Source organism: Corynebacterium sp. HMSC036D03, assembly GCF_001836185.1.
Classification (GTDB): Bacteria; Actinomycetota; Actinomycetes; order Mycobacteriales; family Mycobacteriaceae; genus Corynebacterium; species Corynebacterium simulans.
On the sequence record NZ_KV827746.1, the window covers coordinates 100,379 to 122,410 of the forward strand.

General features: G+C 58.3%; 21 protein-coding genes. 11 read left to right on the forward strand and 10 right to left on the reverse strand.

Annotation, left to right across the window (positions count from 1 at the left end):
• Positions 1-64: 64 nt before the first annotated feature.
• Positions 65-1,129: an NADH:flavin oxidoreductase/NADH oxidase gene (locus tag HMPREF2692_RS08770; protein WP_070432497.1), complete on the reverse strand. Its 1,065-nt coding sequence runs from the start codon at positions 1,127-1,129 to the stop codon at positions 65-67.
• A 28-nt stretch (positions 1,130-1,157) separates the two neighbouring features.
• Between HMPREF2692_RS08770 and HMPREF2692_RS08775 the strand changes: the two genes are divergently transcribed.
• Together HMPREF2692_RS08775 and HMPREF2692_RS08780 are read left to right on the forward strand one after the other, a co-directional pair.
• Positions 1,158-2,117, forward strand: coding sequence for a bile acid:sodium symporter family protein (locus HMPREF2692_RS08775; RefSeq protein ID WP_061925461.1), 960 nt, complete (start codon positions 1,158-1,160; stop codon positions 2,115-2,117).
• Positions 2,114-2,425, forward strand: a complete 312-nt coding sequence (locus HMPREF2692_RS08780) for a hypothetical protein (protein WP_061925465.1) — start codon at positions 2,114-2,116, stop codon at positions 2,423-2,425. Before HMPREF2692_RS08775 ends, HMPREF2692_RS08780 begins: the two co-directional genes overlap by 4 nt.
• A 20-nt stretch (positions 2,426-2,445) precedes the next feature.
• On the opposite strand, the gene HMPREF2692_RS08785 is transcribed toward HMPREF2692_RS08780, so the two are convergent.
• From HMPREF2692_RS08785 to HMPREF2692_RS08800, 4 genes are read right to left on the reverse strand one after another with little or no spacing between them, the layout of a single operon-like run.
• The gene (locus HMPREF2692_RS08785) at positions 2,446-2,778 is read right to left on the reverse strand and encodes a branched-chain amino acid transporter permease (RefSeq protein WP_061925468.1); all 333 of its coding nucleotides are present in this window, start codon (positions 2,776-2,778) and stop codon (positions 2,446-2,448) included.
• On the reverse strand, positions 2,778-3,482 hold the full coding sequence (locus HMPREF2692_RS08790) for an AzlC family ABC transporter permease (RefSeq protein WP_061925471.1): 705 nt from the start codon (positions 3,480-3,482) through the stop codon (positions 2,778-2,780). Before HMPREF2692_RS08790 ends, HMPREF2692_RS08785 begins: the two co-directional genes overlap by 1 nt.
• 17 nt (positions 3,483-3,499) lie before the next feature.
• Entirely contained in the window at positions 3,500-4,096 is a 597-nt protein-coding gene (locus HMPREF2692_RS08795) for a YqgE/AlgH family protein (protein WP_061925474.1), read from the reverse strand.
• 3 nt (positions 4,097-4,099) lie between these two features.
• Positions 4,100-5,503, reverse strand: coding sequence for a CCA tRNA nucleotidyltransferase (locus HMPREF2692_RS08800; RefSeq protein WP_061925477.1), 1,404 nt, complete (start codon positions 5,501-5,503; stop codon positions 4,100-4,102).
• Between the two features lie 28 nt (positions 5,504-5,531).
• Here HMPREF2692_RS08800 and HMPREF2692_RS08805 point away from each other — a divergent pair, with 28 nt between their 5' ends.
• The 9 genes from HMPREF2692_RS08805 (at position 5,532) to HMPREF2692_RS08845 (ending at position 17,972) form a co-directional block, all read left to right on the forward strand.
• Positions 5,532-6,116, forward strand: coding sequence for an NUDIX hydrolase (locus tag HMPREF2692_RS08805; RefSeq protein WP_061925480.1), 585 nt, complete (start codon positions 5,532-5,534; stop codon positions 6,114-6,116).
• Entirely contained in the window at positions 6,113-8,122 is a 2,010-nt protein-coding gene (locus tag HMPREF2692_RS08810; protein ID WP_070823398.1) for a DUF6049 family protein, read from the forward strand. Before HMPREF2692_RS08805 ends, HMPREF2692_RS08810 begins: the two co-directional genes overlap by 4 nt.
• An 8-nt stretch (positions 8,123-8,130) precedes the next feature.
• Entirely contained in the window at positions 8,131-11,307 is a 3,177-nt protein-coding gene (gene murJ / locus HMPREF2692_RS08815) for a murein biosynthesis integral membrane protein MurJ (protein WP_070587002.1), read from the forward strand.
• Positions 11,308-11,464: 157 nt separating this feature from the next.
• A complete protein-coding gene (locus tag HMPREF2692_RS08820) occupies positions 11,465-11,992 on the forward strand; it encodes a YceI family protein (RefSeq protein WP_070432476.1) in 528 nt (175 codons plus the stop codon).
• A 227-nt stretch (positions 11,993-12,219) separates the two neighbouring features.
• Positions 12,220-14,703: an aminopeptidase N gene (pepN, locus tag HMPREF2692_RS08825; RefSeq protein WP_070823400.1), complete on the forward strand. Its 2,484-nt coding sequence runs from the start codon at positions 12,220-12,222 to the stop codon at positions 14,701-14,703.
• A gap of 81 nt (positions 14,704-14,784) precedes the next feature.
• Positions 14,785-15,324 (forward strand): sigma-70 family RNA polymerase sigma factor, encoded by a 540-nt coding sequence (locus HMPREF2692_RS08830; protein ID WP_062036523.1) that lies wholly within the window; start codon positions 14,785-14,787, stop codon positions 15,322-15,324.
• A 142-nt stretch (positions 15,325-15,466) separates the two neighbouring features.
• Complete coding sequence (gene trxB, locus HMPREF2692_RS08835; protein ID WP_061925499.1) at positions 15,467-16,393, forward strand: thioredoxin-disulfide reductase; 927 nt, start codon at positions 15,467-15,469, stop codon at positions 16,391-16,393.
• A gap of 5 nt (positions 16,394-16,398) precedes the next feature.
• A complete protein-coding gene (gene trxA, locus HMPREF2692_RS08840; protein WP_061925502.1) occupies positions 16,399-16,728 on the forward strand; it encodes a thioredoxin in 330 nt (109 codons plus the stop codon).
• 62 nt (positions 16,729-16,790) lie between these two features.
• Positions 16,791-17,972: an N-acetylmuramoyl-L-alanine amidase gene (locus HMPREF2692_RS08845; RefSeq protein WP_061925505.1), complete on the forward strand. Its 1,182-nt coding sequence runs from the start codon at positions 16,791-16,793 to the stop codon at positions 17,970-17,972.
• Here HMPREF2692_RS08845 and HMPREF2692_RS08850 read toward each other — a convergent pair.
• Genes HMPREF2692_RS08850 through yidC form a run of 5 tightly spaced genes read right to left on the reverse strand, consistent with a single transcriptional unit; the run spans position 17,969 to position 22,031 of the window.
• The gene (locus HMPREF2692_RS08850; protein WP_061925507.1) at positions 17,969-18,544 is read right to left on the reverse strand and encodes a hypothetical protein; all 576 of its coding nucleotides are present in this window, start codon (positions 18,542-18,544) and stop codon (positions 17,969-17,971) included. The two genes, HMPREF2692_RS08845 and HMPREF2692_RS08850, sit on opposite strands and share 4 nt — an antisense overlap.
• Entirely contained in the window at positions 18,544-19,554 is a 1,011-nt protein-coding gene (locus HMPREF2692_RS08855; RefSeq protein ID WP_061925510.1) for a ParB/RepB/Spo0J family partition protein, read from the reverse strand. The genes HMPREF2692_RS08850 and HMPREF2692_RS08855 overlap by 1 nt, the downstream gene beginning before the upstream one ends.
• An 8-nt stretch (positions 19,555-19,562) precedes the next feature.
• Positions 19,563-20,411 (reverse strand): ParA family protein, encoded by an 849-nt coding sequence (locus HMPREF2692_RS08860; protein WP_061925513.1) that lies wholly within the window; start codon positions 20,409-20,411, stop codon positions 19,563-19,565.
• Between the two features lie 10 nt (positions 20,412-20,421).
• Positions 20,422-21,030, reverse strand: a complete 609-nt coding sequence (gene rsmG, locus HMPREF2692_RS08865) for a 16S rRNA (guanine(527)-N(7))-methyltransferase RsmG (RefSeq protein WP_070823402.1) — start codon at positions 21,028-21,030, stop codon at positions 20,422-20,424.
• A gap of 14 nt (positions 21,031-21,044) precedes the next feature.
• Positions 21,045-22,031 carry a membrane protein insertase YidC gene (yidC, locus tag HMPREF2692_RS08870; protein ID WP_083323826.1) on the reverse strand — a complete coding sequence of 329 codons (987 nt, stop codon included), beginning with the start codon at positions 22,029-22,031 and terminating at the stop codon, positions 21,045-21,047.
• Position 22,032 lies beyond the last annotated feature (1 nt).

Below are 22,032 nucleotides of genomic sequence, written 5' to 3' on the forward strand. Positions count from 1 at the left end.
GAGCGAGTGTTTCACGTGAAACACTCGCTCTTTTGATTAATAGCGCCAAAACATTAAGACACAATCACCGAGCGCGGCTATAGGAGGGGAGCGCCTCCAACGGTGAACCGAGTTCTTCAGCAGCGCGTCGCGGCCAATAGGGATCCTTCAGAGCGGCACGGCCAACCTCAATGACATCGGCACGATGGGCAGCAAGAATTTCTTCGGCGTGCTGCGGCTCAGTAATGAGGCCAACCGCCGAAACCGGCAGGCCCGCTTCACGAACCTTAGTGGCATAGTCCACCTGATATTCAGGTCCAACCGGAATGTCGGCATGCACGTTGCCGCCGGTAGATACGTCAATCAGGTCGACCCCACGTTCACGCAGCTGCACAGCAAGGGTGACGGTGTCCTCGACATCCCAGGCTGGACGATCAAAGATCCAATCGGTGGCAGAGACACGCGCGATAAGCGGCATCTCCTCAGGGATGACGGCACGCACTGCGTCGACAACCTCAAGGGGAAGGCGCAAACGGCTTTCTAGGCTGCCGCCATAAGCGTCAGTACGCTGATTGCTTAACGGGCTCAAGAAGTTGTGCAGCAAGTAGCCATGCGCCATATGGAGCTCGATTGTGTCGAAGCCAGCCTCGACGCTGCGCTTTGCCGCGGCGGCAAAGTCTTCCACCACGCGCGCGATGTCGGCAGGAGCCATCTCCCGTGGAACCGCATAGTTGGGATAAGCGATGGGCGAGGGGCCTAGAGTTTCCCAGCCACCTTCGGAGACGGGGACGGAGCCGCGTGCATAGCCGGGCAACATCGGATAGGTGGAAGCCTTGCGCCCGGCATGGCCCAGCTGAATGCCGATGCGAGCATTAACGCTATGCGCGAAGTCGACGATTTCCTTCCACTTATCGCGCTGCTCATCAGTCCAGATACCGGCGCACTGCGGGGAGATGCGGCCTTCTGGGGAGACGGCGGTGGCCTCTACGATGCTGAGGCCAAAGCCGCCAACAGCATGTGAGCCATAGTGAACCATATGCCAGGGCTGAGGTACGCCTTGTACTGCCTGATACTGGCACATCGGCGGCATCCACACGCGGTTGGGAAACTCGACGCCGCGCAAGGTTAGCGGAGTAAATAGCTTAGTCATGATCACATGCTACCGATAGGATTTGTTCATGACTTCGCGCCTCAAGAAGATAGATCCGCTCATCTTGCTCATCGTCTCCGCGGTAATAGTCGCTATTATTTTCCCAGCCAGGGGAGGATTTGCCGCAGTCTTCGACTCGTTAACGAACATCGTTATTGCGCTGCTATTCTTCCTCTATGGTGCTCGTCTTTCTACTGCGGAGGCACTGGCAGGCCTGAAGAATTGGCGCTTACATTTAACGATCTTGGCTTTTACTTTCGTGGCCTATCCGTTGCTGGGATTAGCACTTCGCCCACTTACGGCATTCATTTCACAGGACATGTATCTGGGCATCCTGTTCCTGACGCTGGTGCCATCAACAGTGCAATCCTCGGTGGCCTTTACCTCGGTGGCGAAAGGAAATGTCGCGGGAGCCATCGTGTCTGCCTCGGCCTCAAACCTAGTCGGAGTCGTCCTAACTCCTTTGTTAGTCATGGCGCTGATGGGCGCGGGAGATGGCATATCGGTAGACGGGGGAGTCTTCCTGGAGATCAGTCTGCTTCTGCTTGCACCTTTCGTTTTAGGTCAACTCACGCGTCGCTGGGTAAAGGACTTTGCCGCTAACAAAGGCACAAAGATCGTCGACCGTGGTTCGATCACGATGGTGGTTTATGGCGCCTTCTCCAAGGGAGTGGTCGACGGCATCTGGGGCTCAATCAAGATCTGGGAGCTGGTGTTCCTCGTGGCGCTTTCCATCGCGATGGTGGCCTTCATGCTGTGGCTAACGCGCATAATAAGCTCCCACATCGGGTTCGGGCGCGAGGACGTCATCGCCATCGAATTCTGTGGTTCCAAGAAGTCTCTCGCCACCGGGCTGCCCATGGCGTCAGTTATCTTCGCGGCAGGTGGGACCTCACTGGGGCTTTTGATCCTGCCGCTGATGATCTACCACCAGGTTCAGCTGATGATCTGCTCCTGGCTGGCTGCCCGGTATGCTGGGCAGTCATGAGCACCCTGATGTACATCCGCACCACCATGGAGGTCCCGGGCGTCGGTTCCGCCATTCACGTAGCGGAAATGGAAGAAGTAGACGCCGAGACCTGCACCATGCTGCGCATGATTGCGCTCGCGCCAAACGACGCCGTGGCAGGCGCCGCCACCCCAAATAAATCGGTGGGAAACGCCGACATCCCGCAATCCACGGTGCCGCACCCAAACACCTACGACAATTACCCGAATATCAGCGCGGAGCATGTCTCCGAAGAGGATTTCACGGCACTGTGGACCGAGGCCTTGGCGCTCTACGGAGACCTATAGGACGCTTCGGCGTGGAAGCGTTAGAAGACGAAGTTAACTAAAAGCACGTAAGCGGCAGTTCCGCCGAAGATCGAGAAAGCGGAGCTCTTTCGCCACCAGTGCAGCCCGGCAGTAATCGCCACACCAATCAAGGCGGCGAGGATTCCGCCGGGCGCTTCTTTTTGTCCGTAGACGGTATAAACCACCAGCACGGTCATAACGCCCACCGGCATGGTCATACCGAGTAGGCCGATGAACTGACTGCCTTTCAGCGCCTTGATGAAGGAAAAGGGCAGCTCACGCAACAGCAGAGTAACGACGCAGATTGGCAACAACACCGCCGCTACCATGGACAGACTTACGCCTGCTGGCATTAACGCTCACCCCTTCGCAGAATCATTGCGGTATCCAGACGCGGAGAGAAGTGACGCATCAACAGCAGCAAGAAATAGGCTGCCAGTGCGACCATGAGAACCTGCCCAGGAAACAGCACCGCGGAAAGAATGCCACACACTGCTGCGGAAAGCGGCAGAGAGTAATCCTTGTTGTTTTGGAAGGCATCCATGGTCAGGACGACGAAGAGCGCCACGAGGGCGAATTCGAGGCCCTTGATATCCGCGGGGATAACCTGGCCGGCAAGAGCGCCAACGATTCCGCTGCACACCCAGGAGGACTGAATCAGGCCCTGAATAGTAAGGATGTGTGGGCCGCTAACTTCCTCATCCTTGGGCTTGGAGGAAACGATGGCATAGGCTTCGTCGGTTAGCGCATAAGTGGCATAGGCGCGGCCCAGACGACTGTGGATGTTATCTCGTGGGAATGTAAGCCCGTAGAAAATATGGCGGAAGTTAACCATGAAACCAGTGACCAACGAGGCAATTGCACTAGTGCCTGCCGTAACCATATTGATGGCGAGGAACTCCATCGAACCCGCATAAATAACGGTGGAAAAGATGGGAGCCCACCACCAGTCGTAGCCGGTTTGCACAATCAGGATTCCGAACGCGAGTCCAAGCGGTACGAGTCCTAAGGCTACCGGCGCAGTATCTTTCAGACCTTTAAGAATCTCCTCACGCATGCGCAAATACTAGATCATTAGTTGTCATTAATATTCGCCGGGTATGTGGAATACAAAGGCAGCGGCATAGGCTGACGCTTCATAACATCGCCCCACAGGTCAGCGGCACCGGGAGTGAGCACGTCTTGCGCAAGCGCCGGAGCAACATACCAGTCGCCGCGATCAATTTCTTCCGATAATTGGCCAGGGCCCCACTCCGCGTAGCCGGCGAAGAAACGCGCGCCGTCGACAAGCTCAGCGATCTCCTCGGGCTCGGCACGCAGATCCACGTGCACCAGGCGCGGGGCAAGCTTATTGAGCTGTGGCTCCTGCTCGATGCGCACGCCCTGCTTAGTCATGCCAAGCGCTATGACGGATTGCTGATTCATCGGGCCACCGATGTAGAGCGCCTGCGGCTTAGCCACGAGGGGCAGCCACTCAGGAAGCACGTTGAACACGGCCACTTCGGAGCGCTTGGTCAGATCGACGCCGAAGGTCATCACGTCGTTGTGCTCGATCACCAAGATCACCGAGCGAGCGAATTCAGGAGAAAGCATGCCCGGTGCAGCGATCAAAAGCTGGCCGGGGGCGGGCTCGTTGCGCTCTAGGGCGTTGAAAAGTCTATCGGCATACATTACTTACCTAGACTCCCACCACTGACGCAGCTTCGCAATAGCAACCTCGCGCCCCAGCGGGCCTTCCTCCAAGCGCAATTCCTTAAGATAAGACCAAGCTTGGCCAACCTCCGGCCCGGGCTGCAGGCCGAGGATCTCCATGATCTCGTTGCCGTCGAGATCCGGACGCACCTTGGCCAGATCTTCCTTCTTAGCGATCTCCGCGATGCGTTCTTCCAAGTGATCGTAAGTGCGCTGCAGGCGGCGAGCCTTCTTTTCGTTGCGGGTAGTGCAATCGGCGCGCACGATCTTGTGCAGGCGAGGAAGGAGATCGCCCGCGTCGGTGACGTAGCGGCGCACGGCGGAGTCGGTCCATTGGCCTTCACCAAAGCCATGGAAGCGCATGTGCAGGTAGACCAGCTGGCCGATGGCCTCGGTGGTGGCCTTGGGGTACTTCAACTTGCGCAGGCGCTTGCGCACCAGCTTCGCGCCGACGACCTCGTGGTGATGGAAGGTCACCTTGCCGTTGGTGGTATCTCGGGTATCGGGCTTGCCGACGTCGTGAAGCAAGGCTGCCCAGCGCAGGATAAGGTCCGGCTCTTCCTCCTGATCGATGGCCTGCCGCAGCACGGTCAGCGAGTGGACATAGACGTCCTTGTGCTGTGCATGCTCATCGGGCGCCATACGCAACGCCGGGATCTCGGGGAAAACATGATCTAGGATTCCGGTATCAACGAGCAGGTCAATGCCCGTTTCCGGGCGCTTGCCCAGGATCAGCTTATCCAGCTCTACCTGCACGCGTTCGACGGTGATACGGCGGATCTCGCCGGCCATTTCTTCCATCGCGGCCTTGACGCGATCTGCCACCTGGAATTCCAGCTGCGAGGCAAAGCGCGCAGCACGCAGCATCCGCAGCGGGTCATCGTGGAAAGAGATCTCCGGTTTATCAGGAGTATCGAGGATCTTGTTTTGCAGATCGCTTAGGCCACCCATCGGGTCGTGGAACTCAAATCCATCTTCCTTGAGCTCGATGGCCATAGCGTTGACCTTGAAGTCGCGGCGGACCAGATCGCCTTCGAGGGTGTCGCCGAAGACTACCTCGGGGTTACGGGAATCCCCATCATAGGAATCGGAGCGGAAAGTGGTGATCTCGATCTGCTGGCCTTTATAGACGGCCGATACAGTGCCGAAGTCGATGCCGGTATCCCAGACCTTTTCGGCCCAGCCTTCCAAGATCTCCTGGACCACCTCGGGACGCGCATCCGTGGTGAAGTCAAGATCGTGGCCGAGGCGCGACAACAACGCGTCACGCACAGAGCCGCCGACTAGATAGAGCCGGTTTCCGCGAACACGAAATTGCTCTGCGAGGCCACTGAGCGAGGCTAGAGTCTTTTCAACGCCGTTTAGCTGAGTGTCCTGAAAATTCACGGGTGTGAGTCTACTACGATTAACCAGGATGACTAAGCACGAACAAGGCTCGGGCAGACGGCGTCGCCGCCGCCGTCCGGAAAGACGCCCCCAGCGCAGCTCCGCCACGCACATGACCACGCGTGACGAGACTTCCGCAGGCGGACTTGTCGTGTCCGGACTCGCCGAAGCCGTCGATGGGGACCAGGTAGATCTGTCCCGTATCTATGTGGCGCTCATCGGGCGCCTCGACCGCCGCGGCCGCCTGCTGTGGTCCATGCCGAAGGGGCACGTGGAAAACGGCGAGGACAAAAACGTCACCGCTGAGCGTGAGGTCTGGGAAGAAACGGGTATTCACGGCAAGGTCTTCGCGGATCTTGGAATGATTGATTACTGGTTCGTCTCTGAGGGCGTGCGCATCCACAAGACGGTGCATCACCACCTGCTGCGCTTTGTCGACGGCGTCTTGAACGACGAGGACCCAGAAGTCACCGAGGTCTCCTGGATCCCGGTCTCGGAGCTCATCGAGCACCTGGCTTATGCCGATGAACGCAAGCTGGCGCGCATCGCGCACGATCTGCTGCCGGATCTGGCCCGAAAGGAAGCCGCCGCAGGAAAGGCGACCCCACGGTGAAGCGGCTGGCAGCACTGATCCTCGCGGGAGCATTGGCTGCCCCGATTCCTGCGCAGGCGCAGACCACGCAGACCACGTCGTCGGGCACGCTCGACTTCGACATGCTCACCGAGTCAACCGAAGACGGAGTCATGTCCGCGACCTTCCGGATCCATAATCCGACGGAAGAAGAGATCGAGGATCTGCAGATAACGAGTCGGCGCAGCGATGCCATTTCGACCACTGCGCAGGCCCAGGAAGAGCTGGCGGCGGGCACCTACCCGTACTACGGGGCGTCGACAAGCGCAGGCAGCATTGGCCCAGGGGATACCAAGGAAGTGACGATCAAAGCACCGCTTTCTTTGGGGCAGGAGCCCACGCTCGCAATGACGGAGCCGGGCAATTACCCGCTGCTTTTCACGCTGACGGGTACCCAGGATGGGCAAGCCAATAGCTTTGCCGAGGAGCGCATGATCTTTGATTTCAATGCGCCGGTGGAAAATCGTCACGCCCTGACGCTGATCTACCCGATCACCGCGGACATAAACATCGTGCCTGGTGAGACCGGGGGAGAGTCCCTCATCTTGAGCGATGATCATCTGGCCGAAGAGCTGCGTGAGGGCGGCCGGCTGGATAAGTTGCTGGACTCCTACCTGGATCATGATTTAAAGGGTGCGGGCTGCGTGGCTTTGGATCCTGCGCTGGTGGATACGGTGAACCGCATGGCCGATGGTTATACGGTCAATTCCACGCGTCCTTCAATTGCGGAGCGCCCCAAACGCCTGCGCGACTCTTGGTTTAGGGATAAATCCGAAGAGCGCGGCGAGAAGGGCAGCGGTTCCGCGGATGCGAAGGCGTGGATTGAGCGCCTCAAGCAGATCGATTGCACGATGGCGCTGCCGTGGGGCAACACCGATATCAATGCGGTAGCCCACATTAATAATCAGTTCTTGACTAATGAGGCGATCGACCGCCACTTCGATGATCTGCTGGGCAAGCCGACGTCGACGCTGCTGCTTCCCGACGCCGGGTATGTCACCCAGGAGTTTTCACGCCCGGCTCTGGTGGCCGATAACACCGGCTGGTCTGGTAAAGCTGCAACTTTCAACGCCTCGCTGGGAGCGCTTCTGGATCCGAAGGCGGGCTACGGCAACCCGTATCTGCGCCACGATGAGGCAGAGAACTCTGCGCTGGCTGAGGCGCTGAGCAGCGCGGCATCGCTAAGCATTGCGGCAACTGAAGAAGATGTGGTGGCCAAGCTGCCCAATAACCTGAGCCCGGAAAAAGGCCAGAAGGTGCTCGAGACCGCGGCGCGGCTCATCGAGCATGACAAGGTGCAGCCGCGCCCAGTGACGCAGCTGCCGTTGGAGGAGACTGAACGCCCGTTGGGCTCGCCTTATGAAGATGAAAATGCCTACAGCGACACGGATATCGTGCGCGTGGAGCAGCAGGCGCGTTATACGGATGAGCTGACCAACATCATGGTCAACGACCCGGCGATTGCAATGACGCGCTATGGGTTTACGCTGCCGCTGCGCCGCGACCTGCTGTTGGCGCTGACCCGGGACTTTGATTACCGCCTGTCCAAGCAATCTGAGATGCTGCGCACTCTGCGTTCTTCGGTGTCGCTGATCCCACCGGGCAACGTCTATACCCGCGTCTCGGATTCATCGCCGCTGCTCATCGTGGCGGAAAATGGACTGCCGCTGCCTGTCGACGCCTCGCTTATCTATGAGTCCGACGACGCATCTCTCAACACTCCGTCGCGCGTGCGCATCCCAGCAAAGGGTTCCATTACGGTAACCATGACCGCAGATATGCCGGACGTCGACCGAACAGACATCAGCTTGTGGTTGGCCACGCCTAACCAGCAGACCATCTCCGAGCCGATAAATATCGCTGTTCAGACTCGTGCCGGTATCGTAAGCGTGTACGGAGTCGGCGCCATTGCCGCTCTTGCTCTCATTTTGACCCTGCTCTTTCGGCTGGGCCGTAGAAAAAGAAAAGTTCGAAAAAGAGATAGTTAGTTCCTTTTATGACTAATGAATATGGCTCCCGCCGTCGCATCGTGACGCCGACGCCACCGGCACCTGTGCCGGAGAAACGGATCGAACCCGTCCAGGTCGTTCCGGAAGAAGACAAGTCGACGCTGCGTGGCTCTCACCACGAGCAGGAGGCAGACTCCAATAGCTCGATTGTCCGCGCGACAGGCACCATGGCGATTGCCACGCTATTTTCGCGCATCACTGGCTTCCTGCGTCAGATGCTCATTGGCGCAACCCTCGGCGAAGTAGTCGGAACTGCCTTCGGTACGGCAAACCAGATCCCTAACCTCATTACTGAGATTGTCCTGGGCGCCGTGCTGACTTCTTTGGTGGTTCCAGTTTTGGTTCGAGCCGAAAAGGAAGACTCGGATAACGGCAGAACCTTCGTGAGAAGGCTGTTTACCCTGGCGATGTCGATACTTGCGGTGGTGACGATTTTGTCGATCGTTTTCGCGCCACTGATTACCAGATTGATGGTCCCGGAAGACAGTAAAGTTAATGCCTTCCAGGCCACGTCGATGGCGTATCTGTTGCTTCCACAGATCCTCTTCTATGGTCTATTCGCGCTCTTCCAGGCGATCCTGAATACGAAAAATGTATTCGGGCCGGGCGCTTGGGCGCCGGTTATCAACAACGTCATTTCCATTACGGTGCTGTTGATGTACCGCTTGCTGCCGGGCGAGCTGGATCCGACGGCAGCTTCCCCCGTGACAGATAAGCACGTCATCTTGCTTGGCTTGGGCACCACGTTGGGCGTGGTAGTCCAGTGCCTCATCTTGGTTCCCTATCTGGTTAAGGCCAAGATCGATCTGCGCCCGAAGTGGGGAATCGATCATCGCATCAAGCAGTTCGGCGGAATGGCGTTGGCGATTATTGTCTACGTTGCCATTTCCCAGGCCGGCTACATTGTCACTTCCCAGGTGGCTTCCTACGCCGACCACGGCGCGATGTTGGTCTATCAGAACGCATGGCTAATGCTGCAGGTGCCTTATGGCGTCATCGGCGTCACGCTGCTGACCGCCATCATGCCGCGGCTTTCGCGCAACGCAGCGAACGGCGATGTCGAAGCCGTGGTGCGCGATCTCACGCTGGGTTCGAAGCTGACGCTTATCGCTCTTATTCCGATCGTCATCTTCATGACCGGCTTCGGTATTCCAATCGCCCGCGCGCTGTTCCAATACGGCGCTTATGGCGCATCGAGCGCAGAGCAGCTCGGCCTGACTATTAGCTTCTCCGCGTTCACGCTCATTCCTTATGCGCTCGTGCTGTTGCACCTGCGCGTCTTCTACGCCCGTGAGGAAACCTGGACGCCGACCTTCATCATCGCCGGCATTACGGCCACCAAGATTGCGCTGACCCTGCTTGCTCCGATGGTCGCTGACTCCACCGACCGCGTGGTCATCCTGCTGGGTACCGCGAACGGCTTCGGCTTCCTCTCCGGTGCGGTTATCGGCGGCTTCCTGCTTAAGCGCAAGCTGGGCAGCCTGGGCGGCCGCGAACTGCGCACCACCGTCATCTGGTCCACCCTGGCCGGTGGCATTGGCTTGCTCGCAGCAACCGCCCTCCACTGGTGCTTCAACCGCGTCTTGCCGGACAGCATTCCTTCCATCGTCTACTTGCTCGAAGTAGCGTTTCTGGGCGTTGTATTCGTGGTCGTGGCCGGCATCGTGCTTTCGCGTTCCGGCTTGCCAGAAGTCATCAACTTGGGCCGCCAGCTGCAGCGCATTCCGGGCATGTCGAAGATCATCAAGATCGAGCACGCCGAAGCCATCGAGATCGAAGAACCGGAGGTGCGAGAGATTCAGCCGGTCTACACGGCAGACGCATTCAACTCCTCGCCGGTTCCGCCACCGATGTCTGCTGGCATTGTCCGCGGCCCGAGCCTGGTGCCGGGCGCTCCGGTCTCTGATGGCCGCTTCCGCTTGTTGAAAGACTACGGCTCCGTCCCCGGTGCCCGCTTCTGGAAGGCCCGCGAACAGTCCTCTGGCAGGCTCGTCTCTCTGACTTTCGTGGACACCACTGGTGAGGCTCCGCTGGCACCGGCCACCCCGGCGGTAGCTGCCCGCCGCTCGGCTGAGATCTCCCGCAATACCCGCAAGCTCAGCGAGCTTCATCTTTCGGCGATTGCATCAAACATCAAGATCCTGTCCTATCGTCAGGGCTGCCTCGTAGTGGCTGACTGGATTGAGGGCACGCCGTTGAAGACGGTTGCAGAAGACCACAACCTGGATCCAAAGGCCGTCGCACGTGCTCTGGCTCCGCTGGTTGCTGATATCGCTACGGCCCACGAAAACGGCTTGGTGTTGGGTCTGGATAACCGCAGCCGCGTGCAGATCGGTACCGACGGCGTCGCAAAGCTGGCTTTCCCCGCTGTGCTGGAGCGCAACACGGAAGAAACCGACCTCGATGGAATCAACTCCACGATCACGTTGTTGACCGAGGCCGCGGGTTCCAGCGAGCTGCAAGAAATTGCCGATTCCGAAGACGGACTGGCCGAGCGCGCGCAGAAGCTTGAGGAGTTCGCCAAGGAGGACGCGGAGCTCGAAGGCGAGGGCGAAGCACCTGAGGTCCACAAGCTCGACGTTCCGGAAGAAAAGGTTGAACAACCAGAGGCCATCCCAGGCTTCGGCGGCCGCGGCTACTCGGGATCGGGCGCGATTGTGCTGGGCGTCTTTGCCACGGTCTTCGTGGTGTTGATGGCGGCGCTGACGGCGTGGATCATGTCCCTGGTGGGCGATGACTCGCCAGTGTCGAAGCCTTCGACTTCGGTAACGAGCTTCCCGAATACGCCGCCCGTGTTGCTGAAGGAAAAGGAAGCCTTCACGGTTCCGGATAATAAGCCGCAGAAGGCGCTCATTGATGGCAAGACAGCTGACCGCGTCAACGTGGAGGAAGGCGCGCTGGTCACCCTTGAGAAGAAAACGCAGTTGCACGTGCTGCAGCTGAGCCAGTACGGCGCCACGGGAAACAAGTTCACGATTTATGGCGTCGACATGGCCGACTTCGATCCGCAGGACCCGGAGGGCACCGAGCTGGCCGAAGGTAAGCTGAGCTCTTCCAAGCAGGACATCGAATTAGAGAAGGTCCAGGAGGGCTTCGACGGCGTGCTCATCATGTTTGACGGCAAGACGGCCGTCTCAGAGATGCAAGTCGTTGGATTGCCATAATTCTATTCACGATTCAATAGCGCCATCATGCCTGCTTAGGCATGGTGGCGTTTGTCTTTGAAAATAGTAGTTTTACTTAAACCGTTGACTATTTCAAGACGACAACTAGAATCAATGTTGTCACATCAACAAAAGCGAAACTTTTTAGGAGAACACCATGTTCGCAGGCACTTACGCAATCGACCCAGCACACTCCACCATCGGCTTCGTAGCTCGCCACGCAATGGTCACCAAGACCTGCGGCAAGTTCGACGAGTTCGAGGGCACCATCACCGTCGCTGAGAACATCGCTGATTCCAAGGCGGAGGCCACCATCAAGGCCGCTTCCATCAACACCGGCAACGAGGACCGCGACGCACACGTTAAAGGCGATGACTTCTTCAGCGCCGAGCAGTACCCAGAGCTGACCTTTAGCGCTACCTCCTTTGACGTTGACGAAACTGGCAACGGCACCGTTACAGGTGACCTCACCATCAAGGGCACCACCAAGCCGGTCACCCTGAACGTCGAGGCAGAGGGCCTGGCAGAGGATCCATTCGGCAACACCCGCTTCGGCTTCGAGGCAACCACCAAGATCAACCGCACCGACTTCGGCATCGACTTCAACGCACCGCTGAAGACCGGCGGCGTGCTGGTCTCCGAGGAGATCAAGATCGAGCTCGAGATCTCCGCCATCAAGCAGTAAGAAATTTGCGGCCAAATTTGGCCCGGCTAGCAGCCATAAACCCCATCACCGATAACGCGCCCAAAGTGCGGTCGATGTTGGGGTTTAGTCATGCGCCCACAATGCTCTCCCGCAAGGTTCTCCCACAAAGTTCTCCCACAAGGTCCTTGCACCCGCCAAGCCGAAACAATCAGACCAAGCAGATAAAAACGGCGTCGCGGGGCACAGCAATCCCTAAAATAAGCGACATGGCTAACACGACTTCCCGCAAAACCGCGAACCTCACACAGGCTGAAGCACAGGCCCGCAGTGCGGCGCTGCAGATTTCCGCTTATCACTTGCACCTTGATGTCAACAGCGCGCCTACCTCGGCGGAGACATTTGAGGTAACTTCCCGCATCACCTTTACTACTAACGCACCTGAGACCTTCGTGGACTACTTAGGCGAAAAGGTCCATTCCGTGCGGCTAAACGGCACGGAGGTGGAAAATACCTTTGATGGTGGGCGCATCTACCTGCGCGATCTTCCGGTAGGCGAGGAGATCAGCGTGGAGATCGCGGGCTCCTCACGCTATTCGCGCACCGGACAGGGCCTGCACCGCATGCAGGATCAGGCCGATGGGAATACCTACCTTTACTCGCACCTTGAGCCTTCCGACGCCCGCCGCATCTTCCCATGCTTCGATCAGCCGGATCTCAAGGCGAATTTCACGGTAACGTTGAGCGGCCCAACAGGCTGGCAGCTGCTTTCGAACCAGCCGGAGGAAAACCGCAGCGAGTCCGGCGATTCCGTGAGCGTCACCTTCGCATCCACTCCGCTGCTTTCTACCTACCTGACCTCCTTTGCCGCTGGGCCCTACGTGTCCAAGCAGCGCACCTGGAACGCGCCGGATGGCACCCTAAGCGCGCAGCTGCGCGCCTTCGCACGTGCGTCGATGGAACAGTACCTCGACGATGAGATCCTAGAAATCACTGCACAAGGCATGGATTTCTTCCACCAGGCGTACAAGTTCCCGTATCCGTGGGGCAAGTACGATTCCATCTTTGTGCCGGAGTACAACCTGGGTGCGATGGAGAACCCGGGCCTGGTGACCTTCACCGAGACCTACCTCTTCCGCTCCCAGGCCACCCGTGCCCAGCAAGCGGGTCGCACCAACACGATCCTGCACGAGATGTCGCACATGTGGTTCGGCGATCTCGTGACACCGAAGTGGTGGGATGATCTCTGGCTCAAAGAGTCATTCGCGGAATTCATGGGCGCGGATTCCTCCGTCGAGGCCACCGAGTACACCGAGGCGTGGGCGAACTTCGCAGGCCAGCGCAAGAACTGGGCTTACCTGCAGGATCAGCTGCCCACCACGCACCCCATCAAGGCCGATATCCCAGACGTGGATGCCGCGCGCCAGAACTTCGACGGCATCACCTATGCCAAGGGCGCTTCCGTACTCAAGCAATTGGTGCACTACGTCGGCCGTGAGAACTTCTATGCGGGCGCGCAGGACTACTTCCAGGCCCATGCTTTCGGCGCTGCGACCTTCGATGATCTCCTGGACGGGCTGAAAAACCACACCGAGCGCGATCTCGACGCGTGGTCTGCAGCATGGCTCAAGACCTGGGGTCCAGATACCCTGACCCCGCAGCTGCACGTAGAAGGAGAAAAGATCACGAAGTTGGCCGTGCTCGCCGAGGCCGAGGATGAGACACGCCCGCACCGCCTCAACGCCGCGCTTTTCGACGCCGATCTCAACAAGTACGGGGTCCTCGACGTCGATGTCGCCGGCCCGCGCACGATTGTCGATGCCGCCTCTGGCCTGGCAGCGCCCGCATTGCTACTGCTTAACGATGGCGACCACACCTATGCCAAGGTGCGCTTCGACGAAACCTCACTTGCCACCATCCAAGACAAGCTCTCTGCGATTGAGGATGAGCTTTCCCGCGCCGTCATCTGGACCTCCCTGTGGAACCTCACGCGCGATGGCGAATGGCCGGCTCAAAACTACGTCGATACCGTACTGCGGCACGCAGTAGGGGAGTCGCCGTCACTGCTAGCCACGGCCCTGAACAATGCGCAATACGCCGTTAGCCATTATCTGCCGGAATCACCCGACTTTGCCAACCACATTTGGCAGCTGCTGCAAGACGCAGAAAAAGGTACCGATACCCACCTGCTGCTCACGCGCGCGGCCATCGCGGCGCTCGGTGACAGCCCGGAGGACACCAACGAGCGCCTGCGTGCAGTGCTTGACGACGCCACGGATCCCGATATTCGCTGGGCCGCGCTGCGTGCGCTCGCAGCCCGTGAGGCAGTGACGAAGGAGGAGCTGGAAGCAGAAAAGCAGCGCGATAACACGCTGACCGGTGCAGCGGCGTACCTCGGCGTATCCCGTTCCTTCCCAGGGGACAAGCACGAGGTCTTTGATATGGTCCTGCGACCTGGCGCTTACTCGAATGCCGAGGTCGATTCCCTGCTTGCCGCTTTCAACGCGCCACGTTCGAAGCAGCTCACCGAGCCTTTCGCCGAAGAGTTCTTCACGGTCTTGGACAAGATCTGGCAGGAGCATCCGATCGAAATCGCGAACCGTCTCGTCCGTGGGCTCTACCCAGAGCTGCCTATGGCAGACGCCGCGACAGACGAGTTCCTGCGCATTGAGCGCCCACGTGCCCTGCGCCGCGTGCTGCTCGAATGCCAGGATCACTTGCGCCGCACGCTGCGGGTCAAAAGTGGTCAATAGGAAAGACACAGTTCGCTAGCGCGACTAGATTCCCCTCGGTTAAAACAGGTTCACATACTTGTTGATCCGGGGGGAATCTACATGTCTGAACGCAGTGATCATGAATTGGTTGAGGCTTTCATCGAGGGGGATAACAAAGCCTTTTCCGTCATAGTAGAAAGGCACCGCGCCCGCCTTACAACTGTGGCGCGCCGTTATACGCACAACGACACCGATGCGCAGGACGTCGTCCAGGAAGCCCTGCTTCGCGCCAGCTGCAATCTGCACAAGTACCGGCGCAAGTCAGCGCTTTCTACTTGGCTGCATCGACTGGTCATGAATTGTGGTTATGACTACGTTAAGCATCGCTCCAACCAGCAAAATTCTTCTCTCGATGTGGACTTCATCGATGATGACCGCAACCATCTGCTTGCACATAACCCGAACGAGTTCTTGGATGACAAACTGGCAGTCCGCGAAGCCCTAGAGCTGCTGCGCCAAGACCAGCGCGACGCCCTGTATTGGACCGACATTGAAGGCTATGGCATCGCCGAAGTCGCCGCAGCGCAGGGAGTAGCGCCAGGTACTATCAAATCCCGAAGAGCCCGCGCACGTAGCGTGTTACGCAAGGCCATGGCCTAAATAAGGAAATAAGCTTGCGATATTTAGCGTTGCAGGACAGGTCACGTTTAAGCATCAACCCCGTTTCTGATACCCGAATTTAACCATGGCGCGGGTAGGATTTGTGGGGTTAATCCAGCAAAACATTGCAAGGGAGTTTTTAATGACCGTCCACGATGTCGCCATCGTAGGCTCCGGCCCTGCCGGTTACACCGCGGCGCTTTACGCCGCACGCGCTGAACTGAAGCCGATCGTCTTCGAAGGCTTCGAGTACGGCGGCGAACTCATGAACACCACCGAGGTGGAGAACTACCCAGGCTTCCAGAAGGGCATCATGGGCCCAGAGCTCATGGAAGAAATGCGTTCCCAGGCCATCCGCTTCGGCGCGGACCTGCGCATGGAAGTTGTTGACTCTGTCGAGCTGGCAGGGGATATCAAGAAGCTGCACGTTGGAGACGAGGTCTTCGAAGCTCGAACCGTCATTCTTGCCACCGGCGCAGCACCGCGTTACCTGGGCATCCCGGGTGAGGCCGAGCTGGCTGGCCGCGGCGTTTCTGCCTGCGCTACCTGTGACGGCTTCTTCTTCAAGGGCCACAACATCGCCGTCGTTGGCGGTGGTGACTCTGCAATGGAAGAGGCAACCTTCCTCACCAAGTTCGCAGAGACCGTAACCATCATTCACCGCTCCGAGAACTTCCGAGCTTCCAAGATCATGCTGGAGCGTGCAAAGGCCAATCCACAGATCAAGTGGGCTACCAACAAGACCGTAGAGCGCGTTCTCGAGGGTGAGGGCAAGGTTGCCGGCCTGGAGATCAAGGACGCCATCACCGGTGAGGTCTCCACACTGGACGTCACCGCGATGTTCGTTGCCATCGGCCACGATCCACGCTCCGCCTTCCTGGAAGGCCAGGTTGAGCTCAACGAGGGCGGCTACGTCGTCGTTGAGCAGCCTTCCACCAAGACCAACCTGCCGGGCGTCTTCGCCTGCGGCGACTTGGTTGATGACCATTACCAGCAGGCTATTACCGCGGCAGGCTCCGGCTGCCGCGCAGCAATCGATGCGGAACACTTCCTCGCAGAAAGCGTTTAATAATCATGAGCAACGTAAAAAGCGTAACCACGGATACCTTCCGTACTGACGTCGTTGAGGCTTCGGCTTCCAAGCCTGTCGTCGTGGACTTCTGGGCTGAATGGTGCGGTCCATGCAAGAAGCTTTCCCCGATTTTGGATGAAGTTGCCAGCGAGTTGGGCGAGGATGTTTCCGTCGTAAAGGTTAATGTCGACGAAGAGCGCACTCTGGGCGGCATGTTCCAGATCATGTCGATTCCTTCTGTGCTGATCTTCCGCAACGGCGAGAAGGTCGACGAATTTGTCGGCCTGCGTTCCAAGTCAGACATCGTGGCACAAATTCAAAAGCAGCTCTAACTGGTAGCCTTATTCACATGCGTCACAGGGCGCACAGTTTTAACACGAGAAAAGGGGTAGGTGTGAATCGCGTTTTGCAGGTCGGTGACCAAAGTGTCCGCGTCGCCGAAGCACGTGCAACCCTCGCCCGTCTCGGCCTCATGAAGGATTACCGGGGCGCACTGTCCGATTGGAAGCAACAAAAGTATTCCGAGACGGAAAAAGTATTCGACGCCGAACTCTCTGAGGTCATCAAGGCCTTTCAGCAGTCCCGCGGCATTGTGCCCACCGGCGTAATCGATGACCTTACCCTTCGTGAGCTGCGCCAGGCTTCTTATAGCTTGGGCGCGCGCGTACTCACGTACGAGCCGGGCAACGTTTTAGTTGGCGACGATGTCGCACAACTTCAGCAGCAACTTCAAGAACTCGGTTTCTACCAGAACCGAGTGGACGGCCACTTCGGTCCCGATACTCACGCCGCACTCATGGAATACCAGCTCAACAGCGGTCTCCAGAAAGACGGTGTGTGTGGTCCGACCACGATCAACGCTCTTAATCTGCTGGGCCGCCGCATCACCGGCGGTTCCGCACACAACATCCAAGAGCGCGAGCGTGTCCGCAACGCCGGCCCACAGCTTGCAGGCAAGCGCGTGGTCATCGACCCTGCCTTAGGCGGTGCCGAGAAGGGCATCAAGGTCAAGGGCCGCTTTGGTGACGTCACCGAAGAAGAGCTTCTGTGGGACTTGGCAGAGCGCGTGGCCGGACGCATGATTGCAGCGGGCATGGAAACCATCATCTCGCGTCCACGTACCGATAATCCTTCTGTCAAGGACCGTGCGGATCTGGCAAACGCCTTCGACGCCGATCTGGTTATCTCTTTGGCTTGTGACCGCTATCCAAACGAGAAGGCCAATGGCATTGCCACCTTCTACTTTGGTTCGGAGATCGGCAGCTCCTCGCTCATTGGTGAGACTCTTTCTGGTTTCATCCAGCGCGAGATCGTGGCTCGCACGCCACTGCAGAACTGCTGGAACCACGGCCGCACCTGGGATCTTTTGCGTCTGACGCAGATGCCAGTAGTCCAGGTTGTCTTGGGCTATCTCACCAACCCTGGTGACGTAGAAGTGCTTACTACGTCGGCCAAGCGCGATGATATTGCAGAAGCAATCGTGGTTTCTGTAAAGCGCCTCTACCTGCTCGATGATGACGATGCTGTCACCGGCACCTATAAGTTCTCGGAGCTGCTGCGCGCCGAGGAGGCTTAAGCCAAAGCTTTTGCTAGCAGATCTTCTACCGCAGCGGCCGAGAGTAGGTCGAAGGCTGGTGGGAGATCCAGGCGCAGCCGTGGAGTAACGGGGTGGTCTTGGACCACCATAAAACCCGCCGATTCTAAGGTTTCTACTGACAGAAGCCCGATGAAGGCGGGTTTTTCGCGTAATAGAAACTCTGCCTCTTTTGCGTCGCGGTAGCCAAAGGCTTCTACCGCGCTGAACTCACGCGAGGAAAGGTTCATAATCGCGGCGTCGAGAAGCACCGCTTCCAAGCCACGTGCCGCGCGATGGGATTTCACAAACAATGAGGACAGCAAAGCTGCGTCCTGGCTCACGGGAGCGGTAGGCAGCTTGGACGCCCCAGGGGCATAATCAGCGGGGCAGAAGAAGACCGTAGCCTCGTTGCCCACCGTTAGGCCACAGTCGCCGGCGCTTAGGAGCACAGCGGAAATCCACGCCTCTTTCTCGAAGGCGGGATCAGTTACCTCAGTATCAAGCTCCCAAAAGATGGAACGAGCCGCCAAGGGGTTGATTTCTACCCCTTCCTTGACTGACTCGACGAGCATTACTTGCCCTCGATGAGACCAAGGATGCGCTCGAAATCTTCCTGATCGCCAAATTCGACGACCATCTTGCCCTTGCGCTTGCCCATGGTGACGGTGACCTTGGTGTCGAAGCGGTCAGACAGGCGCTCTGCGGAATCGGTGAAGTACTGTGGCTGCGGGGCAGCAGGCTTCTTCTCCTGTGGCTTATCGCCCCTCTTGTACAGCGTAACCGCTTCCTCGGTGGCACGGACGGACAGGCCTTCTGCGATGATGCGGTTGGCGATGAGCTCCATGGCCTCAGCATCGGGCAGGCCCAGCAGGGCACGCGCATGGCCGCCGGATAAGGTGCCAGCAGCGACGCGCTTTTGCACGTTCACCGGGAGCTTGAGTAGGCGAATCATGTTGGTCACCTGCGGGCGGGAACGGCCGAGGCGGTCAGCCAGCTCGTTCTGGGTGACGCCGAATTCCTCCAGCAACTGCTGGTAGGCGTGTGCCTCTTCCAATGGATTAAGCTGCACGCGGTGGATGTTCTCCAGCAAGGCATCGCGCAGGAGGTTGTCATCCTTGGTATCGCGGACGATGGCCGGAATGGTGGCAAGCCCCGCCTTGGAGGAAGCTCGCCAACGACGTTCACCCATGATGAGCTCAAAGCCGCCCTCATCTGCCGGGCGCACGACGACCGGCTGGAGCAGGCCGAACTCCTTGATGGAGTGAACGAGTTCTGCGAGGCCTTCTTCGTCGAAGACGGTACGCGGCTGCTTTGGGTTAGGGATGATGTCACCGACCGCGATCTCACGGTAGGTAGCGCCGATCACGGAAGGCTTTGCCTGACGCTTCTTATTAGCGCCCTGTGGAATGGTTGGCGCGCCCTTCACGCGGGGCTTATCACCAGTTGGACCGCCGGTAGCAGCGCCAAGGATGATATCTGCTGCATCGTTACCAAGGCGCGGCTTGCGGGATGGGGCATCGGGGCCAGAAGGGATAAGTGCTGCAAGACCCTTGCCGAGGCCACCTTGCTTTTGTTCCGTCATGCTAAAACTTATCCTTCCAATTCAGCGAAAATCTCTGGGCTAACGCCGATGGCGCCAGTGGTGGGGTGCGGGCGGTAGTCACCGCGCGAATCGAGCTCGCGGGCCGCCGCCGAATAAGCCCTAGCACCGGTGGAAGAAGGATCATAGGAGATAACAGTCTTGCCGTAACCCGGCGCCTCAGACACGCGCACCGAACGCGGAATTACATTACCAAGAACTACGGCGCCGAATTGTTCGCGCACTTCATGGGCAACTTGCTCTGCCAATTTGGTGCGGGCGTCATACATGGTGAGCAAAACGGCGGAAATATGTAGTTCCTCGTTGAGGTGCTCACGAATCATGGAGATGTTGCCAAGCAGCTGGCCCACGCCCTCCAGTGCGTAGTACTCGCACTGGATAGGAATGATGACCTCTTCGGCACAGGTCATGGCATTGATGGTCAAAAGGCCCAGCGAAGGCGGGCAATCAATGAAGACGTACTCGAAGCCGTGCTCTTCAAGGAAGCCGTTATGGAGTGCGTCATAAAGGCGGAACTCACGGCGTACCAGCGAGACCATTTCGATCTCCGCGCCAGCCAGATCAATGGTGGCGGGAATACAGAAGAGATTGGCGCTAGAAGGAGACGGCTGCATTGCTTGCTCCGCAGTGCGGTCTCCCAGCAAGACCTCGTAGCTCGAATCAGTGCCCGAGGTATGGGCAGCGCCCACCGCAGTTGAGGCATTGCCCTGCGGGTCCAGGTCGATCACCAACACTTTTTTGCCGGCCTCAGCGAGCGCCGCGGCTAGATTGACAGCCGACGTGGTCTTGCCGACGCCGCCTTTCTGGTTCGCGATGGTGATAAGACGTGGATTAGTCATGCCGTCTACTTTAGTTCACGCGGGGGACACGGATGATAGTCGTGCCCTTGATGGTGGTGACCTCGGCTTTACCTGCGCCAGCACGCTTTAGCTCAGCTGCGTCGCGCTCCAGCTCCTCATACACGGACTCGCCCTTCAAAGCGATCATCTCGCCGCCCACCTTGACCAATGGCAGCGACCACTTGGCAAGCTTGCCCAAGGGCGCGACGGCGCGAGAGGTCACGATGTCTGCACCCTTCACGGCCTTTTTCACGGGGCCTACTTCGGCGCGGCCGCGGATGATGGTGACGTTATCTAGGCCCAGCAGCTCCTTGACCTCAGACAGGTAATTAGAGCGCTTTAGGAGCGGCTCGATCAGGGTGATATCAAGATCTGGGCGCGCAATGGCCAACGGGATGCCTGGGAGGCCTGCGCCACTGCCGACGTCGATTACGCGGGCTCCTTCCGGCATAACATCGCCGATCACGGCACAGTTGAGAAGATGGCGCTCCCACAGGCGCGGGACTTCGCGCGGGCCTATAAAACCACGAATGGACCCGTCTGTAGCGAGCGAATCGTGGTAAGCCTGCGCGAGTGGCAGACGGGAGCCAAATACTTCAGACGGGTCCAAATCGGACACTAGAAACTCCTGTTTTAGTTGTTGTTTTTACGCTGTTTCTTGGTGCGGTTGTCCTTCTTGCGCACACCTGGCTTCGGTGCGGAAGTGCGCTTGAGTTCTGCCTTGGCAGCTGCCTCTCGCTCCTCTTCCTCGTCCATCTTCTTGTACACGATGCGAGTCTGGAAGAAGGTCCAGACGGTGTTAGCCAACATGTAGAACAGCAAGCCAATAGGCCAAATAGCACCGGAGAAGACCAGCATGCCTGGCATGACCCACAGCATCATCTTGTTCATGATTGCCATCTGCTGCTGCATCATCTCAGCGTTCTGGCCCTGCGGGGTCGGAGTCTTACCGGAAGCACGGCGTGCCTCCTGGCGGTTGAGCGACACACGGGCATTGAAGTGGGTCAAAACCGCAATGATGGCAATCAACGGAACGATGATGACCGCTGCCTGCGACGTCGTGATGCCCTGCTGATCCAGAATCGGCGAGTTCACGCGCAAGTTGGTAATCAGCGGAACGCCAAAGATCTTGGCGTCCAGGAACTGCTGCACCAATTCCGGCTTGAAGATGTAGTTCGCAGTGTTCGCGTTAGCCTCCACCGACATTGGCTCATCAGCTGGGTGACCGAAGCCACCCACAGTCTGAATGGTGCGGTCGAAGGCGCGCAGAACATGGAACAGACCAATAAACATTGGAATCTGAGCGAAAATCGGCAGGCAGCCTGCCATCGGGCGAACGCCAGATTCCTTGTAGATGCGCTGCATCTCTTGCGCAGCCTTGGTTTGGTCATTCGCGTACTTGGTACGCAGCTCCTGGATTTGCGGCTGGATCTCCTGCATCTTGCGGGATGAGCGCAGCTGGGTGATGGTCGGCTTGACCATGATGGCCTTGAGCGTCCACGTCAGCAGGACAATCGAGAGAATCCACGTGATACCCAAAGAAGGATCCATCACGAAGCTCAAAAGCCAGTGCCAGAACCACAAGACGGCCGAGATCGGCCAATAAATGATATTAAGCAAG

Coding starts and splice junctions, on each gene's coding strand:
- HMPREF2692_RS08770 (WP_070432497.1), bottom strand. CDS start 1,129: ATGACTAAGCTATTTACTCCGCTAACCTTGCGCGGCGTCGAGTTTCCC.
- HMPREF2692_RS08775 (WP_061925461.1), top strand. CDS start 1,158: ATGACTTCGCGCCTCAAGAAGATAGATCCGCTCATCTTGCTCATCGTC.
- HMPREF2692_RS08780 (WP_061925465.1), top strand. CDS start 2,114: ATGAGCACCCTGATGTACATCCGCACCACCATGGAGGTCCCGGGCGTC.
- HMPREF2692_RS08785 (WP_061925468.1), bottom strand. CDS start 2,778: ATGCCAGCAGGCGTAAGTCTGTCCATGGTAGCGGCGGTGTTGTTGCCA.
- HMPREF2692_RS08790 (WP_061925471.1), bottom strand. CDS start 3,482: ATGCGTGAGGAGATTCTTAAAGGTCTGAAAGATACTGCGCCGGTAGCC.
- HMPREF2692_RS08795 (WP_061925474.1), bottom strand. CDS start 4,096: ATGTATGCCGATAGACTTTTCAACGCCCTAGAGCGCAACGAGCCCGCC.
- HMPREF2692_RS08805 (WP_061925480.1), top strand. CDS start 5,532: ATGACTAAGCACGAACAAGGCTCGGGCAGACGGCGTCGCCGCCGCCGT.
- murJ (WP_070587002.1), top strand. CDS start 8,131: ATGACTAATGAATATGGCTCCCGCCGTCGCATCGTGACGCCGACGCCA.
- HMPREF2692_RS08820 (WP_070432476.1), top strand. CDS start 11,465: ATGTTCGCAGGCACTTACGCAATCGACCCAGCACACTCCACCATCGGC.
- pepN (WP_070823400.1), top strand. CDS start 12,220: ATGGCTAACACGACTTCCCGCAAAACCGCGAACCTCACACAGGCTGAA.
- HMPREF2692_RS08830 (WP_062036523.1), top strand. CDS start 14,785: ATGTCTGAACGCAGTGATCATGAATTGGTTGAGGCTTTCATCGAGGGG.
- trxB (WP_061925499.1), top strand. CDS start 15,467: ATGACCGTCCACGATGTCGCCATCGTAGGCTCCGGCCCTGCCGGTTAC.
- trxA (WP_061925502.1), top strand. CDS start 16,399: ATGAGCAACGTAAAAAGCGTAACCACGGATACCTTCCGTACTGACGTC.
- HMPREF2692_RS08850 (WP_061925507.1), bottom strand. CDS start 18,544: ATGCTCGTCGAGTCAGTCAAGGAAGGGGTAGAAATCAACCCCTTGGCG.
- HMPREF2692_RS08855 (WP_061925510.1), bottom strand. CDS start 19,554: ATGACGGAACAAAAGCAAGGTGGCCTCGGCAAGGGTCTTGCAGCACTT.
- HMPREF2692_RS08860 (WP_061925513.1), bottom strand. CDS start 20,411: ATGACTAATCCACGTCTTATCACCATCGCGAACCAGAAAGGCGGCGTC.